The sequence below is a fragment of the Azotobacter tropicalis genome, from assembly GCF_059739045.1.
Genome location: NZ_AP046059.1, coordinates 2,866,524 through 2,880,838, shown reverse-complemented (window position 1 = coordinate 2,880,838; position 14,315 = coordinate 2,866,524). Strand labels below are relative to the sequence as shown.

The 14,315-nt window shown below is 61.3% G+C and carries 12 protein-coding genes and 2 pseudogenes; 3 read left to right on the top strand and 11 right to left on the bottom strand.

Going from position 1 to position 14,315, the window contains the following annotated elements:
* Nucleotides 1-52: 52 nt before the first annotated feature.
* From atpB to rpmH, 11 genes and pseudogenes are all read right to left on the bottom strand, one after another.
* Nucleotides 53-870: pseudogene (gene atpB, locus Atro_RS13750) on the bottom strand (F0F1 ATP synthase subunit A).
* 15 nt (nucleotides 871-885) lie between these two features.
* A complete protein-coding gene (locus Atro_RS13745; RefSeq protein WP_497927684.1) occupies nucleotides 886-1,284 on the bottom strand; it encodes a F0F1 ATP synthase subunit I in 399 nt (132 codons plus the stop codon).
* A gap of 132 nt (nucleotides 1,285-1,416) precedes the next feature.
* Nucleotides 1,417-2,301, bottom strand: a complete 885-nt coding sequence (locus Atro_RS13740; RefSeq protein ID WP_497923109.1) for a ParB/RepB/Spo0J family partition protein — start codon at nucleotides 2,299-2,301, stop codon at nucleotides 1,417-1,419.
* A gap of 9 nt (nucleotides 2,302-2,310) precedes the next feature.
* Nucleotides 2,311-3,099 carry a ParA family protein gene (locus Atro_RS13735; protein ID WP_497923107.1) on the bottom strand — a complete coding sequence of 263 codons (789 nt, stop codon included), beginning with the start codon at nucleotides 3,097-3,099 and terminating at the stop codon, nucleotides 2,311-2,313.
* Between the two features lie 18 nt (nucleotides 3,100-3,117).
* Nucleotides 3,118-3,765: a 16S rRNA (guanine(527)-N(7))-methyltransferase RsmG gene (gene rsmG, locus Atro_RS13730; RefSeq protein WP_497923105.1), complete on the bottom strand. Its 648-nt coding sequence runs from the start codon at nucleotides 3,763-3,765 to the stop codon at nucleotides 3,118-3,120.
* Nucleotides 3,765-5,656, bottom strand: a pseudogene (gene mnmG / locus Atro_RS13725) (tRNA uridine-5-carboxymethylaminomethyl(34) synthesis enzyme MnmG). Before mnmG ends, rsmG begins: the two are co-directional and overlap by 1 nt.
* 504 nt (nucleotides 5,657-6,160) lie before the next feature.
* The gene (gene mnmE / locus Atro_RS13720) at nucleotides 6,161-7,528 is read right to left on the bottom strand and encodes a tRNA uridine-5-carboxymethylaminomethyl(34) synthesis GTPase MnmE (protein WP_497923103.1); all 1,368 of its coding nucleotides are present in this window, start codon (nucleotides 7,526-7,528) and stop codon (nucleotides 6,161-6,163) included.
* 66 nt (nucleotides 7,529-7,594) lie between these two features.
* Nucleotides 7,595-9,268: a membrane protein insertase YidC gene (yidC, locus tag Atro_RS13715; RefSeq protein WP_497923101.1), complete on the bottom strand. Its 1,674-nt coding sequence runs from the start codon at nucleotides 9,266-9,268 to the stop codon at nucleotides 7,595-7,597.
* Between the two features lie 2 nt (nucleotides 9,269-9,270).
* The gene (gene yidD, locus Atro_RS13710) at nucleotides 9,271-9,516 is read right to left on the bottom strand and encodes a membrane protein insertion efficiency factor YidD (RefSeq protein WP_497923099.1); all 246 of its coding nucleotides are present in this window, start codon (nucleotides 9,514-9,516) and stop codon (nucleotides 9,271-9,273) included.
* The gene (gene rnpA / locus Atro_RS13705; protein WP_497923097.1) at nucleotides 9,509-9,901 is read right to left on the bottom strand and encodes a ribonuclease P protein component; all 393 of its coding nucleotides are present in this window, start codon (nucleotides 9,899-9,901) and stop codon (nucleotides 9,509-9,511) included. Before rnpA ends, yidD begins: the two co-directional genes overlap by 8 nt.
* A 14-nt stretch (nucleotides 9,902-9,915) precedes the next feature.
* Complete coding sequence (gene rpmH / locus Atro_RS13700; RefSeq protein ID WP_003458028.1) at nucleotides 9,916-10,050, bottom strand: 50S ribosomal protein L34; 135 nt, start codon at nucleotides 10,048-10,050, stop codon at nucleotides 9,916-9,918.
* A 571-nt stretch (nucleotides 10,051-10,621) separates the two neighbouring features.
* Between rpmH and dnaA the strand changes: the two genes are divergently transcribed.
* The 3 genes from dnaA to recF are packed head-to-tail and all read left to right on the top strand — an operon-like array spanning nucleotide 10,622 to nucleotide 14,315.
* Nucleotides 10,622-12,061, top strand: a complete 1,440-nt coding sequence (gene dnaA / locus Atro_RS13695; protein WP_497923093.1) for a chromosomal replication initiator protein DnaA — start codon at nucleotides 10,622-10,624, stop codon at nucleotides 12,059-12,061.
* 31 nt (nucleotides 12,062-12,092) lie between these two features.
* Nucleotides 12,093-13,196: a DNA polymerase III subunit beta gene (gene dnaN, locus Atro_RS13690; RefSeq protein ID WP_497923091.1), complete on the top strand. Its 1,104-nt coding sequence runs from the start codon at nucleotides 12,093-12,095 to the stop codon at nucleotides 13,194-13,196.
* A gap of 18 nt (nucleotides 13,197-13,214) precedes the next feature.
* Nucleotides 13,215-14,315 carry a DNA replication/repair protein RecF gene (recF, locus tag Atro_RS13685; RefSeq protein ID WP_497923089.1) on the top strand — a complete coding sequence of 367 codons (1,101 nt, stop codon included), beginning with the start codon at nucleotides 13,215-13,217 and terminating at the stop codon, nucleotides 14,313-14,315.

Sequence of the window (14,315 nt, the reverse complement as noted above, 5' to 3'; positions counted from 1 at the left end):
GCTCCTGAAGCTAAGGGTAGGTTTTGGTTGGGGGGAAGCGTTTTATTGCCGGTCAGTGATGATCTTCATGAGCGGCGCTCAGGTACACCACCGTCAGCACCATGAAGATGAAGGCCTGCAGCGGAATCACCAGAATATGGAAAATCGCCCAAGGCACATTCAGCACCCACTGAGCCCAGAACGGCAGCAGGGCGATAAGGATGAACACCACCTCACCGGCATACATGTTGCCGAACAGACGCAGAGCGAGACTCAGCGGCTTTGCCAACAGGCCGAGGATCTCGAGGAACAGGTTGAACGGGATCAGCGCCCAGTGATTGAACGGGGTGAACGCCAGTTCCTTGCCGAAGCCAGCAAAGCCTTTGATCTTGATGCTGTAGAACAGGATCAGGATGAACACGCCGAGCGCCAGGCCGAAGGTGCCGTTGGGATCGGCGGTCGGCACGATCTTGAAGTAGGGCGCGCCCAAAAGATGCGCCAGGCCGGGAATGAAGTCGACCGGCACCCACTTCAGGCTGTTCATCAGGAACACCCAGACGAAGATGGTCATGGCCAAGGGGCAATCACCGGATTACGGCCATGGAAGGTGTCCCGCACCATGCCTTCGACGAACTCGATGCACATTTCGGCCAGGTTCTGCAGGGGACCAGGAACCTTGGTGGAAGCACTGAGCGCAGCCTTGCGGAACAGCCACAGGAACAGCACGCCCATGGCGACCGACCAACCGATGGTGTCCAGATGGATGGCCCAGAACCCCATCTCCCTTGCCTCTTCTGGCGTATGAGCGATGATCCAGCCCTTTTCCGGGTGCGAGCCGAAGACCAGATTCTGTAGGTGATGCTGTATATATTCGACTGGGGTGTTCGCCATAGACGCCTCAAATACTCAATGCTTCGGATTGTTCCTCATCAGCAGGAGTGAGCTCGCTCCGGTGCCGAGCACCAGTAGGTAGCCACCGAACAATGCCAGCGGCTCGAGAGGCTGCACCCCCACAAACACCAGCGCAAAGAGCGCCGCTGTCAGAATCAGTTTTCCCATTTCACCGGACCAAAGAGACTGGACCACGGCCTTGACCGAACGCGCGCCGAAATAGCGAAAGGCCTTATGGGCGAAATACAGATTGGCCAGCCAGGCAATCAGGCCTCCGAGCAAGGTTGAATACCCTGCGACCAACCCAAAAAACACCCCGCACACGCAGGCCGCGACAAGTCCTACCAGGGACTGCACGACCAATATGCGAAACACGGGAAGGCGATGGAGAGGTGTTCGATTACGTATGTTCACACGATTCCCGCCGCCTTGGCGGAGCCCCCAACGAGTGCTGCCGCCTTCAAAATGCGCGGCGAGTATAGGGGGGTTACACATCGGTTCAACCATCCGGTAGTCTTTTCCGACTGCCCGCTACACCGTGGAATATCAGCGTATGTGCGCCAAGACGCCCTGCAGTTCGTCCAGAGAGTTGTAGCAGATCACAAGTTGGCCCTTGCCTTTCTGACCGTGCTTGATCTGCACCGGAGAGCCCAAACGCTCAGCCAGCCGCTGTTCCAGACGGGTTATGTCCGGATCTGCCGTGTGGGCTTTCTCGGGTTGCGGCCGGTCGTTCAACCACTGACGAACCAACGCCTCAGTCTGCCGAACGGTCAGACCGCGTGCGACAACGTGTCGCGCGCCCTCCACCTGCCGTTCGGCGGGAAGCCCCAGCAGTGCACGGGCATGGCCCATCTCCAGGTCGCCATGGGAGAGCAGGGTCTTGATCTCCTCCGGCAAAGCAATCAACCGTAGCAGGTTGCTGATGCTGACCCGCGACTTGCCCACCGCATCGGCAACCTGCTGCTGAGTCAGCTGGAACTCCAGCTGAAGGCGTTGCAGGGCGATGGCCTCCTCAATTGGATTGAGGTTCTCGCGCTGGATGTTCTCGATCAGCGCCATGGCGATAGCGGCGTCATCCGGTACCTCGCGGACGATGGCCGGAATCTTCTCCAATCCGGCCTGCTGGCTGGCCCGCCAACGCCGCTCGCCGGCGATGATCTCGTAGCGCTGGCCGTCGATCGGCCGCACCACGATCGGCTGCATCACCCCCTGGGCCTGAATCGACTGTGCCAGCTCTTCCAGCGCTACCGGATCCATGTCGCGACGCGGCTGATATTTGCCGCGCTGGATCAGTTCCAGTGGCAGGTGCTGCAGTTCGTGGCCATCGATCTGCTGCTGTTCGACCCCCTTCTGCTGCAGGGCGGCCACGCCACCGGTACCGCCCAGCAAGGCATCCAGCCCGCGGCCCAGGCCTCGTTTCTTGATCGCCATGGAAGCTCCTTATGCTCGGGCGCCGCGCGAGGCCTGACGCTGACGGCGCGACAGTTCGCTGGCCAGTGCCAGATAGGCCTGTGCACCCTTGGATTGCTTGTCGTAGACCAGCGCCGGCACACCGTGGCTGGGCGCTTCGGCAAGTCGCACGTTGCGCGGGATGACGGTTTCGTAGAGCTTGTCGCCGAAATGCGCCTGAAGTTGATCGGAGACTTCGTTGGTCAGGCTGATGCGCGGATCATACATGGTGCGCAGCAGGCCCTCGATCTGCAGGTTTGGATTGAGCGCTTGGCCGATGCGCTGGATCGAATTGACCAGATCGCTCAGTCCTTCCAAGGCATAGTATTCGCACTGCATGGGGATGATCACCCCGTCAGCGGCGGCCAAGGCATTGACCGTCAGCATCGACAGCGAGGGCGGACAGTCGATGAGGATGTAGTCGTAGTTTTCGCGAATCGGCGCCAGCGCTTCGCGCAGCCGATGCTCCTTGCCCGGCTTGTCGAGCAGAACGACTTCCGCTGCGGTCAGATCGCGGTTAGCCGGCAGCAGCTGGTAACCGCCGTGCTCGGAGAAGTGCATGGCCTCGGCGAAACTGCAGTCGCCGGTCAGCACATCGTAAACCGAATGCTCCAGATTCAGCTTGTCCACCCCGCTGCCGGTGGTGGCGTTGCCCTGGGGATCGAGATCGATCAGCAGCACACGCCTGCGCGTGGCTACCAGCGAAGCGGCCAGGTTGATGCAAGTGGTGGTCTTGGCCACACCACCCTTCTGGTTGGCGATGGCGAGTACTTTAGCCATGGTCAGCGTCTGTCCGGGTCATGGAGTGCGGCGCAGTATCAGCAGATGGCGCTGACCCTGACAACCGGGAACCTTGAGCTCATAGGTATGTTCCAGTCGAAAATCGTTCGGCAAGACCTGCAGCTCGTCATCCGACTGCACGCCCTTCATCGCCAGCCAACGGGTTTCGCCGTCGCCGAGATGACGGGTCCAGTTGGCGAAATCCGCCAGCGAGCTGAACGCCCGCGAACAGATACCGGAGAACGGCTGCACGGGCGTGAATGTCTCGACCCGACTGTGAACAACTTCCAGGTTTTGCAATTGCAGTTCCAGTTTCACCTGGGTAAGGAAACGGGTCTTCTTGCCGTTGGAATCCAGCAGGGTAAAGCGTCGCCCGGGAAACAGGATGGCCAGCGGAACCCCCGGCATGCCACCGCCGCTGCCGACATCCAGCCAGTTATCCCCAGCCCCGGCAACCTGCGGCGCGACGCTAAGGCTGTCGAGCAAATGGCGCGAGACCATCTCGTCCGGATCGCGCACGGCGGTGAGATTGTAGGCTTTGTTCCACTTGATCAACAGCGCCAGATAAGCGAGCAGCTGTTCCTGCTGGCGCTCGGACAGTTCGATGCCCAGCTCGCGGGCGCCGTACGCCAGTTCCTCGGCGTGGCGGGAGGTGACGGCGGACATCAGGCACTCTGCTCCAAGTTCCGGCCAGCAGCGCGCTTCTTCAGATGGATCAGCAGCAGAGAAATCGCCGCCGGGGTGACTCCCGGAATCCGCGACGCCTGGCCGAGCGTCTGCGGGCGGGCCTGATCGAGCTTGTGCTGGATCTCCTTGGACAGTCCGGAAATCGATGTGTAATCCAGATCATCCGGCAGACGAGTGTTTTCACTGGCGCGCAGGCGGGCGATCTCATCCTGCTGGCGATCGATATAGCCGGCATACTTGGTCTTGATCTCCACCTGCTCGGCAACCTGCTCGTCCTCGGCGCCACCACCGGTCAGCTCGACCAGGCTGGCATAATCGATTTCCGGTCGGGCCAGCAGGTTGAGTAGGCTGTACTCGCGGGTCAAGGGGCTGCCGAAACGTGCGGCGACCGCTTCGCCTTCCGAGGTGCCGGGGCGCACCCAGGTACTCTTCAGGCGCTGCTCCTCACGCTCGATGCCTTCGCGCTTGGCACAGAACATCGCCCAGCGGGCGTCATCGACCAGGCCCAGTTCGCGACCTTTCTCGGTCAGGCGCAGGTCGGCGTTGTCCTCGCGCAGGATCAGTCGGTACTCGGCGCGCGAGGTGAACATGCGGTACGGCTCCTGGGTGCCGAGGGTGATCAGGTCGTCGACCAGCACACCAAGGTAGGCCTCGTCGCGGCGCGGACACCAGGCTTCGCGGCCCTGGGCGCGCAACGCGGCGTTGGCGCCGGCGAGCAGGCCCTGGGCGCCGGCCTCCTCGTAGCCAGTAGTGCCGTTGATCTGCCCGGCGAAGAACAGCCCGCTGATCGCCTTGGTTTCCAGCGAATATTTCAAGTCACGCGGATCGAAGAAATCGTATTCGATGGCGTAGCCGGGTCGCACGATATGGGCGTTCTCCAAGCCGCGGATCGAGCGGACGATTTCAAGCTGCACGTCGAACGGCAGTGAGGTGGAGATACCGTTGGGATAAATCTCATGGGTCGACAGGCCTTCCGGCTCAAGGAACACCTGATGGCTGTCCTTGTCGGCGAAGCGGTGGATCTTGTCCTCGATCGACGGGCAGTAGCGCGGGCCGATGCCCTCGATCACCCCGAGTACATCGGCGAGCGGTCCAGGTTGGCGGCGATGATTTCATGGGTGCGCGCATTGGTGTGAGTGATCCAGCAGCTGACCTGTCGCGGGTGCTGCTCGCGCGAGCCGAGGAAGGACATCACCGGCACGGGCGTGTCGCCTGGCTGTTCGCTCATCGCCGAAAAGTCTACGGAGCGGCCGTCGATGCGCGGCGGTGTGCCGGTCTTCAGCCGACCGACGCGCAACAGCAGCTCGCGTAGGCGCTGGGCCAGAGCGATCGAAGGCGGGTCGCCGGCGCGACCGCCGGAGTAATTCTGCAGACCGATGTGGATAAGTCCGCCGAGGAAGGTGCCTGTAGTGAGCACCACGTTGTCGGCCCGGAATTTCAGGCCCATCTGAGTGACCACGCCGCACACCTGCTCGCCCTCGACGATCAAGTCGTCGGCGGCCTGCTGGAATATCCACAGGTTGGGCTGGTTTTCCAGGATGCGCCGGATCTCCGCCTTATACAGCGCACGGTCGGCCTGCGCGCGCGTGGCGCGTACTGCCGGCCCCTTGCGGCTGTTGAGGACGCGGAACTGGATACCGGCCACGTCGGTGGCCTGGGCCATGGCGCCACCGAGTGCATCGATTTCCTTGACCAGATGGCTCTTGCCGATCCCACCGATGGCCGGGTTGCAGCTCATGTGCCCGAGGGTTTCCACATTGTGGGAAAGCAGCAGGGTCTTCGTACCCATGCGCGCAGCCGCGAGTGCGGCCTCGGTACCGGCATGACCACCGCCGATCACGATCACGTCAAAACGGGAAGGGAAGTCCACCACGCACCTCGTGCCTGTTCGTAGGGGGAAAAGAAAGGGCGGCAAGTATAGAGAGTTAGGTGGGGCGAATGAAACTCCTGAACAAAAAATAACCAGTACATCTTGTACTGCTGATCTACAGGTTCTAACAAAGACAAGCAGGATGAAATCTTTAAAAAGCTTGTTCTTATGTGTCTAGAGCATGCCGTTTTTGTGGATAACTTATCGAGCGCCTTTAGCTGTCGATTTTTTCAGTCAGGATAAGACTGTGACAAGCCTGCCTGTGCATAGTGTGTCGGCTGTAGATGCCCTGTATATGAAATTGAACTTTATCCACAGACGAAATTACCTACTCTGCTGTCGCCAGCTTATCGACGGAGCACACTGGAGGTTTTCCACAGGGCTGGATGACATTCGGCGGACACACCGGGCTACGGACAGAGCAAGCGTGGGGACAACACGATGTGGGAAGCAGCCTATCACTCTCGGGCGAGAGTGAAAGTAGGTCTGGAAGAAAGGGGTCGGCTATTTGCCAATGCAGAAGCTGGAGAAGATGCGTCCGAGCAGATCGTCCGGCGTGAAGGCTCCGGTGATTTCCCCAAGTGCCTGCTGGGCTTGGCGCAAGTCTTCGGCAAGCAGCTCGCCGGCACCGCAGCCGATGAGCTGGGCGTGCCCATGGTCGAGACAGGCAGCGGCCTGGCCCAGGGCCTCCAGATGCCGGCGGCGAGCGCTGAAGCTGCTCTCGATGGTCTGTTCGAAGCCCATGCAGGCCTTGAGATGTTCGCGCAGCAACTCCAGGCCTTCGCCAGTACGAGCCGAAAGGCCGAGAATAACGTGCCCGTCGCAGCCCTGTTCCTGAACGACCGGCTCGCCGGACAAATCGACCTTGTTGCGGATTAGGGTGACCTTGCCTGGCTCTGGATGCAGGTCGAAGAATTCCGGCCAGAGAGCAAAGGGATCGGCCGCTTCCGGGGCACTGGCATCCACCACCAGCAGTACCCGATCGGCCTCACGAATAGCCTGCAGGGCGCGTTCGACGCCAATTCGCTCGACTTGGTCGGCGGTTTCCCTGAGGCCGGCGGTATCCACTACGTGCAGCGGCATACCGTCGATGTGGATATGTTCGCGCAGCAGATCCCGGGTGGTGCCGGCGATGTCAGTGACGATCGCCGACTCACGTCCCGCCAGGGCGTTGAGCAAACTGGACTTTCCGGCATTTGGCCGGCCGGCGATGACCACCGTCATGCCGTCACGCAGGAGTGCGCCTTGCCCTGCCTCACGCAGTACTGTGGACAACTCGGCACGCAGGCCGTCAAGCAGCTCGAGGACGCGGCCATCGGCGAGGAAGTCGATCTCCTCCTCGGGAAAGTCGATGGCGGCCTCGACGTAGAGGCGCAGTTCGATCAGCCGCTCGGTGAGTGCATGCACGCGGCGGGAAAACTCGCCCTGCAGCGAGCGCAGCGCATTGCGCGCCGCCTGCGCCGAACTGGCCTCGATCAGGTCGGCAATCGCCTCGGCCTGGGCCAGGTCCAGCTTGTCGTTGAGAAAAGCCTGCTCGCTGAACTCGCCCGGTCGGGCCAGGCGCGCGCCCAGTTCCAGGCAACGGCGCAGTAGCAGGTCGAGCACCAGCGGGCCGCCGTGTCCCTGCAGCTCGAGCACGTCCTCGCCGGTAAAGGAATGCGGGCCGGGGAAGAACAGCGCAATGCCCTCGTCGAGCACCTGGCCCGTGCCGTCGCGGAAGGCGCCGTAATGGGCATGCCGCGGCTTGAGCGGACGTTCGCAGATGCCCGCGGCGACCGCCCCGGCCATGGGACCCGAGATCCGCACGATGCCCACCCCGCCGCGGCCCTGGGCGGTGGCGATGGCAGCAATGGTTTCGCGTGCGCTGTGCATGGCGGGCTCCGGATAGCAAGACGCCCCACTCTGGGGGCGTCCGGGTCTGGCTGGCAGTGGTGAGGATCAAGCCGGCTGTGCGGCTTTCTCGATCTGTCGGGTAATGTACCACTGCTGACCGATGGAGAGGACGTTGTTGACCACCCAGTACAGCACCAGGCCGGCCGGGAACCAGAGGAAGAAGAAGGTGAAAATGATCGGCATCAGCTTCATCACCCTGGCCTGCATGGGATCCGGCGGCGTCGGATTGAGCGTCTGCTGGAAGAACATAGTCGCGCCCATGATGATCGGCAGGATGAAGTACGGATCCTTGACCGACAGGTCAGTGATCCAGCCCAGCCAGGGCGCTTGGCGCATTTCCACGCTTTCCAGCAGTACCCAGTAGAGGGCGAGAAACACCGGCATCTGCACCAGAATCGGCAGGCAGCCGCCCAGCGGGTTGATCTTCTCCTTCTTGTACAGCTCCATCATCGCCTGGGACATCTTCTGGCGATCCTCGCCGTGCTGTTCCTTCAGGGCCTGCAGCTTGGGCGCGACTGCACGCATGCGGCCCATCGAGCGGTAGCTGGCCGCCGAGAGCGGGAAGAAGGCCAGCTTGATGATGACGGTGAGGATGATGATCGACCAGCCCCAATTGCCCAATAGCGCATGAATAAGACCCAGCAGCCAGAAGATCGGCTGGGCAATGAACCACAGGAAGCCGTAGTCGACGGTCAGTTCCAAACCGGGCGAGAGAGCGCCTAGCTTGTCCTGATCCTTTGGACCGGCATACAGACGGGTAACGGTTTCACCACTGGCACCAGCCGGGATGTTCAGTGTCGGGCCGGTGAAGCCAATGATGTAGTTGCCCTGGCTGTCCTTGCGAGTGGCGACTAGGTTGCTGTCATCCTTGTTCGGCACCCAGGCGGTCACGAAGTAGTGCTGCAGCCAGGCGATCCAGCCGCCCTGCACGGTTTCGCGCAGGCTCTTGTCGTCCATATCGCCCATGGACACCTTCTTGTACGGTTCGTCGGCGGTCCCCAGGGCAGCCCCCAGATAGGTGGCGGTACCGGTCGCGGTGGTCGACGAGGGATCGGCGCTCGAGTCACGCTTGAGCTGGGCGAACAGGTTGCCCGTCCAAGGCTGCTCGCTGTGGTTGGCGATCAGGTGGCGGACTTCAAGATCATAGGCGCCGCGCTTGAAGGTGAAGCGCTTGACGTAGTCGACGCCTGCTTCGGTGAATTTCAGCTCGACCACTAGGCTGTCTTGCCCCTCGGCCAATTGGTAGCTGCGCTGCTCGCTGGCGTACAAGGGACGGCCACTGGCGCGGGCATCCGGGCCGTTGGTGCCGGTCAGACCGCTTTGCGCCAAGTAAAGGCGTTCGCTGCCGTTATCGAACAACTGAAAGGGAATCTCCGGATGATCTTGACGACGGGGAAACTTGGGCAGCTTGAGCTGGACGATGTCGCCACCGCGCGGATCGATGGCCACCTCCAGCACATCGGTGCGGACTTGGATCAGCTCAAGGCCGGCAGGGCTCGCTGCACTGTCCGGCAGCCGGTTCTCGCTGCCGGCCGTGGGAACATCCACACTGACTGACGGAGCGGTTGATGCAGCTTCCGGTAGTGCCGGAGCGGCGCTTTGGGTGGCTGCATTCTGAGGCGGTAGCGCTGCCTGGCCGTAATCCTGGTTCCACTGCAAAACCAGCAGGTAGGACACGACTGCCAAGGCGACGAGCAGGATCGAGCGTTTGATATCCATGGTTACTCGGCCATCGAAGGGGGGCGGGAGGTTTTGATCGGGGGAACGGGATCGTAACCACCCGGATTCCAGGGATGGCAACGCCCGAGACGGCGCAGGCTCAGCCAGCCGCCGCGCAGCAGACCATAGCTGGCGATCGCTTCGTGTGCATAGCAGGAGCAACTGGGGTGGAAACGGCAGTGACTGGCCATCAGCGGACTGATCGCGTAGCGGTAGAACTGGATCGCGGCGAGGGCCAGTTTACGCATGGGAGTTTCCAGTCGCCTCGACAGCGGCCTGCGGCCGGTTGCGAGCGAGTCGTTTCCAGAGCTTGCCGAATTGCTGTGTCACTTCGGCGTTTTCCAGCTCGCCGAGGCCCTTGCGGGCTACCACCACGATGTCCCAGCCGGCCAGGCTATCTTGGTTTAGGCGGAAGGAATCGCGTATCAGGCGTTTCAGGCGGTTGCGCCCGACGGAGAGCTTGACACTCTTCTTGCCGATCACCAACCCCAGGCGGGGATGTTCCAGATCGTTGGGACGCGCGAGGAGCAGGACGTGCTTGCCCGGAACCTTGGCGGTCGGGGAGTCGAAGACGGCCTTGAACTGGCGGGGAATCAGCAGGCGCTTTTCCCGGCCGAAGTCTCGACTCACCATCCGTTCCGGCTGAATCAGACGGTCAGGCGCTTACGGCCCTTGGCGCGACGACGCGACAGGACTTGACGGCCGTTCTTGGTAGCCATGCGGGCACGGAAACCGTGGGTGCGAGCGCGCTTGAGGGTACTGGGTTGGAAAGTGCGTTTCATGATGCTCTACCTGGTGGTCACTAACGGGCCGGAAGTGGCCCCCGTTTTAAAGAGACCGGCGATTCTAGAGAAAGCCGCAAGGCAGGTCAATTTCCAACCAGCTGGCCCAAGACAGCGCTTGGAGGGAACAGGTAGCTGATTCTGGCGGGGCGGTGGAAAAGATTTCAACAGAAAAAATTAGAATGAAGAAATCTTTAAAAGACTGTTTTTTTTATGTTAATTGGCTAAGGGTTAACCTGTGGAAAACTTATCCAAAGCCAGGAGATATCAACCTTGTAGCAATGAACAAACCTGTCGATTCCAAGTGACTTGCCTGTGCAGGGCTGGCGAATAAGCTGGGTATGGATTGGCTGCTTATGCACAGGGACGTTATCCACAAGCCTGACTCTCCAGTTGTTCACTGGGCTTGTGGAAAGTTATCAACAGGTTCTCTTGGAACATCGGGATCCATTTTCGGCCTTCTGGGTGTGTTCGAAGGGCGGACTTACTGGATCTATGTGGATAACCTTATTCCGGACGGATACAATGGCAGACTGTTTTTGGCCAGCCGTTCAGGCGGCAGGGGGGATACGTGTCCGTGGAACTTTGGCAACAGTGCGTCGAGCTGTTGCGTGACGAACTGCCCGCCCAGCAATTCAACACCTGGATTCGTCCTCTGCAGGTAGAGGCAGATGGCGATGAACTGCGTGTTTATGCCCCTAATCGCTTCGTTCTCGACTGGGTCAATGAAAAGTATCTTGGCCGGCTGCTTGAGCTACTCGGCGAACGTAGTGAGGACATCACCCCCTCCGTTTCCCTGCTGATCGGCAGTAAGCGCAGCCCTGCTCCTCGCGCAGCGCAGCCTGCTTCATCTCCGCCGGTACTACAAACTCCTGTGCCGGCGGTGGTCGACGAAACTCCGAGTGCACCGCCGGTGGTGGCACAGCCGGTGGCGAATCCGGCTACGGTGCGCACCGAGCGTTCGGTACAGGTCGAGGGCGCCCTTAAACATACCAGTTATCTGAATCGTGCCTTTACCTTCGAAAATTTCGTCGAGGGCAAATCGAACCAGCTGGCGCGTGCTGCTGCCTGGCAGGTGGCGGATAATCCCAAGCATGGCTACAACCCGCTCTTTCTGTATGGTGGCGTCGGCTTGGGCAAGACTCACCTGATGCATGCGGTCGGCAACCACCTCCTGAAGAAGAATCCCAATGCCAAGGTGATCTATCTGCATTCGGAGCGCTTCGTCGCCGACATGGTGAAGGCCCTGCAACTCAATGCGATCAACGAGTTCAAGCGTTTCTATCGTTCGCTGGACGCCTTGCTGATCGACGATATCCAGTTCTTCGCCAAGAAGGAGCGCTCCCAGGAGGAGTTTTTCCACACCTTCAATGCCCTGCTCGAGGGTGGCCAGCAGGTGATCCTTACCAGCGACCGCTATCCAAAGGAAATCGAGGGGCTCGAGGAACGTCTGAAGTCGCGTTTTGGCTGGGGTCTGACGGTGGCCGTGGAACCGCCGGAGCTGGAAACCCGAGTGGCGATCCTGATGAAAAAGGCCGAGCAGACCAAGGTCGAGCTACCCCACGACGCCGCTTTCTTTATCGCCCAGCGCATCCGCTCCAACGTGCGCGAACTGGAGGGAGCGCTCAAAAGGGTCATCGCCCACTCGCACTTCACCAATCATCCGATCACCATTGAACTGATCCGTGAATCGCTGAAGGATCTGCTGGCGCTGCAGGACAAGCTGGTCAGTGTGGACAACATCCAGCGCACCGTCGCCGAGTACTACAAGATCAAGATCGCCGATCTGCTTTCCAAGCGCCGCTCGCGTTCGGTGGCCCGCCCGCGACAGGTCGCCATGGCGCTGTCCAAGGAGCTGACCAACCACAGTCTGCTGGAGATCGGCAACTCCTTTGGCGGTCGTGATCACACCACCGTCCTCCATGCTTGCCGCAAGATTGCCGAACTGCGCGAATCCGATGCGGATATTCGCGAGGACTACAAGAACCTGCTGCGTACCCTGACCACCTGAGCCAGGCGCAACCGACTGGGGACTGGACACCATGTATTTCACCATTCAACGCGAAGCCCTGCTGAAACCGCTACAACTGGTCGCCGGCGTCGTCGAACGCCGGCAGACCCTGCCGGTGCTCTCCAACGTGCTGCTGGTCGTCGAAAGACAACAACTGTCGCTCACCGGCACCGACCTGGAGGTCGAGCTGGTCGGCCGCGTGCCGCTGGAAGAAAACGCCGAGCCCGGCGAGATCACCGTGCCGGCGCGCAAGCTGATGGACATCTGCAAGAGCCTGCCGAACGATACGCTGATCGACATCCGCCTCGACGAGCAGAAGCTGTTGATCAAGGCCGGCCGCAGCCGCTTCACCCTCTCCACTCTGCCGGCCGGCGATTTTCCCACCGCCGAGGAAGGCCAAGGGTCGCTGACCTTCTCCCTGGTGCAGAGCAAGCTGCGCCGGCTGATCGAGCGCACCAGCTTCGCCATGGCCCAGCAGGACGTGCGCTACTACCTGAACGGCATGCTGCTGGAGATGAACGGCGGCGTGCTGCGCGCGGTCGCCACCGATGGCCACCGCCTGGCGCTGTGCGCCATGCAGGCCGGCATCGAGCATGCCGACCGCCATCAGGTCATAGTGCCGCGCAAGGGCATTCTGGAGCTGGCGCGTCTGCTCACCGACCAGGACGGCGAAGTCAGTATCGTCCTCGGCCAGCATCACATTCGTGCCACTACCGGCGAGTTCACCTTCACCTCCAAGCTGGTCGACGGCAAGTTCCCCGATTACGAGCGGGTGCTGCCGCGTGGTGGAGACAAGAAGGTGCTCGGCGACCGCCAGCTGTTGCGTGAGGCTTTCAGCCGTACGGCAATCCTCTCCAACGAGAAGTATCGCGGCATCCGTCTGCAACTGGCCAGCGGCCTCTTGAAGATCCAGGCCAACAACCCGGAACAGGAAGAAGCCGAGGAGGAAGTGGCGGTCGACTACAGCGGCGATGGCCTGGAGATCGGCTTCAACGTCAGCTATCTGCTCGACGTACTGGGAGTGATGAGCGCCGAGCAGGTGTGCCTGACCCTGTCCGACTCCAACAGCAGTGCTCTACTCCAAGAAGCCGACAACGACGACTCCGCCTACGTCGTCATGCCTATGCGCCTGTAAGCCTGTCGTCCCGCCTCGATGTCTCTTTGCCGCGTGACCGTCACCGCGGTGCGTAACCTGCACCTGGTGACTCTCGCTCCCTCGCCCGGCATCAACATCCTCTACGGCGCCAACGGCAGCGGCAAGACCAGCTTGCTGGAGGCGATCCACCTGCTCGGTCTGGCGCGCTCCTTCCGCAGCCAGCGCCTGTCGCCGGTGATCCAGCACGAGCAGCCGAGCTGCACGGTCTTCGGTCAGGTGCAGGGAAGCGACGGGCGTGTGTGCAATCTGGGCGTGGCCCGCAACCGGCTGGGCGAGCTGCAGATTCGGATCGACGGACAAAACGTGCGTAGCGCCGCGCAACTCGCCGAGGTCCTGCCGCTGCAGCTGATCAATCCGGACAGTTTTCGGTTGCTGGAAGGCGCGCCCAAGGTGCGCCGGCAGTTCCTCGACTGGGGTGTGTTCCACGTGGAACCTCGCTTCCTGCCGGCCTGGCAGCGCCTGCAGACGGCCTTGCGTCAGCGGAACTCCTGGCTGCGCCATGGTAGAATCGACGCTGTTTCGCAAGCCGCCTGGGACCGGGAACTGTGCTTGGCGAGCGAAGAAATCGACAGTTATCGACGCAGTTACATTCAGGCACTGAAACCGGTTTTCGAGAGCGTCCTGCGCGAGCTGGTGGAGCTGGACGGTCTGACCCTGAGCTATTACCGCGGCTGGGACCGGGAACGTTCGCTCGGCGAGGTTCTTGCTGCTTCGCTGCCGCGCGATCAACAGCTGGGGCATACCCAGTCCGGCCCCCAGCGAGCCGATCTGCGTCTACGCCTGGCGGTGCACAACGCCGCGGATCTTCTTTCGCGCGGCCAGCAGAAGCTGGTGGTCTGTGCGCTGAAGATCGCCCAGGGTCATCTCGTCGACCGTGTCCGACGTGGCCAGTGCATCTATTTGGTCGACGACCTGCCCTCCGAACTGGACGAGCAGCATCGCCGAGCACTCTGCCGGTTGCTCGAAGAACTGCACTGCCAGGTGTTTATCACCTGCGTAGACCTTGAAGCATTGCGTGAAGGCTGGCGCACGGACACGCCAGTTGCCTTGTTCCACGTGGAACAGGGCCGTATCACCCAGACCCACGATCGGGAGTGA

Excerpts from the sequence above, each read along its gene's own strand:
- Atro_RS13740 (WP_497923109.1), bottom strand. The coding sequence starts at position 2,301 with ATGGCGATCAAGAAACGAGGCCTGGGCCGCGGGCTGGATGCCTTGCTG.
- Atro_RS13735 (WP_497923107.1), bottom strand. The coding sequence starts at position 3,099 with ATGGCTAAAGTACTCGCCATCGCCAACCAGAAGGGTGGTGTGGCCAAG.
- rsmG (WP_497923105.1), bottom strand. The coding sequence starts at position 3,765 with ATGTCCGCCGTCACCTCCCGCCACGCCGAGGAACTGGCGTACGGCGCC.
- mnmE (WP_497923103.1), bottom strand. The coding sequence starts at position 7,528 with ATGCACAGCGCACGCGAAACCATTGCTGCCATCGCCACCGCCCAGGGC.
- yidC (WP_497923101.1), bottom strand. The coding sequence starts at position 9,268 with ATGGATATCAAACGCTCGATCCTGCTCGTCGCCTTGGCAGTCGTGTCC.
- yidD (WP_497923099.1), bottom strand. The coding sequence starts at position 9,516 with ATGCGTAAACTGGCCCTCGCCGCGATCCAGTTCTACCGCTACGCGATC.
- rnpA (WP_497923097.1), bottom strand. The coding sequence starts at position 9,901 with ATGGTGAGTCGAGACTTCGGCCGGGAAAAGCGCCTGCTGATTCCCCGC.
- rpmH (WP_003458028.1), bottom strand. The coding sequence starts at position 10,050 with ATGAAACGCACTTTCCAACCCAGTACCCTCAAGCGCGCTCGCACCCAC.
- dnaN (WP_497923091.1), top strand. The coding sequence starts at position 12,093 with ATGTATTTCACCATTCAACGCGAAGCCCTGCTGAAACCGCTACAACTG.
- recF (WP_497923089.1), top strand. The coding sequence starts at position 13,215 with ATGTCTCTTTGCCGCGTGACCGTCACCGCGGTGCGTAACCTGCACCTG.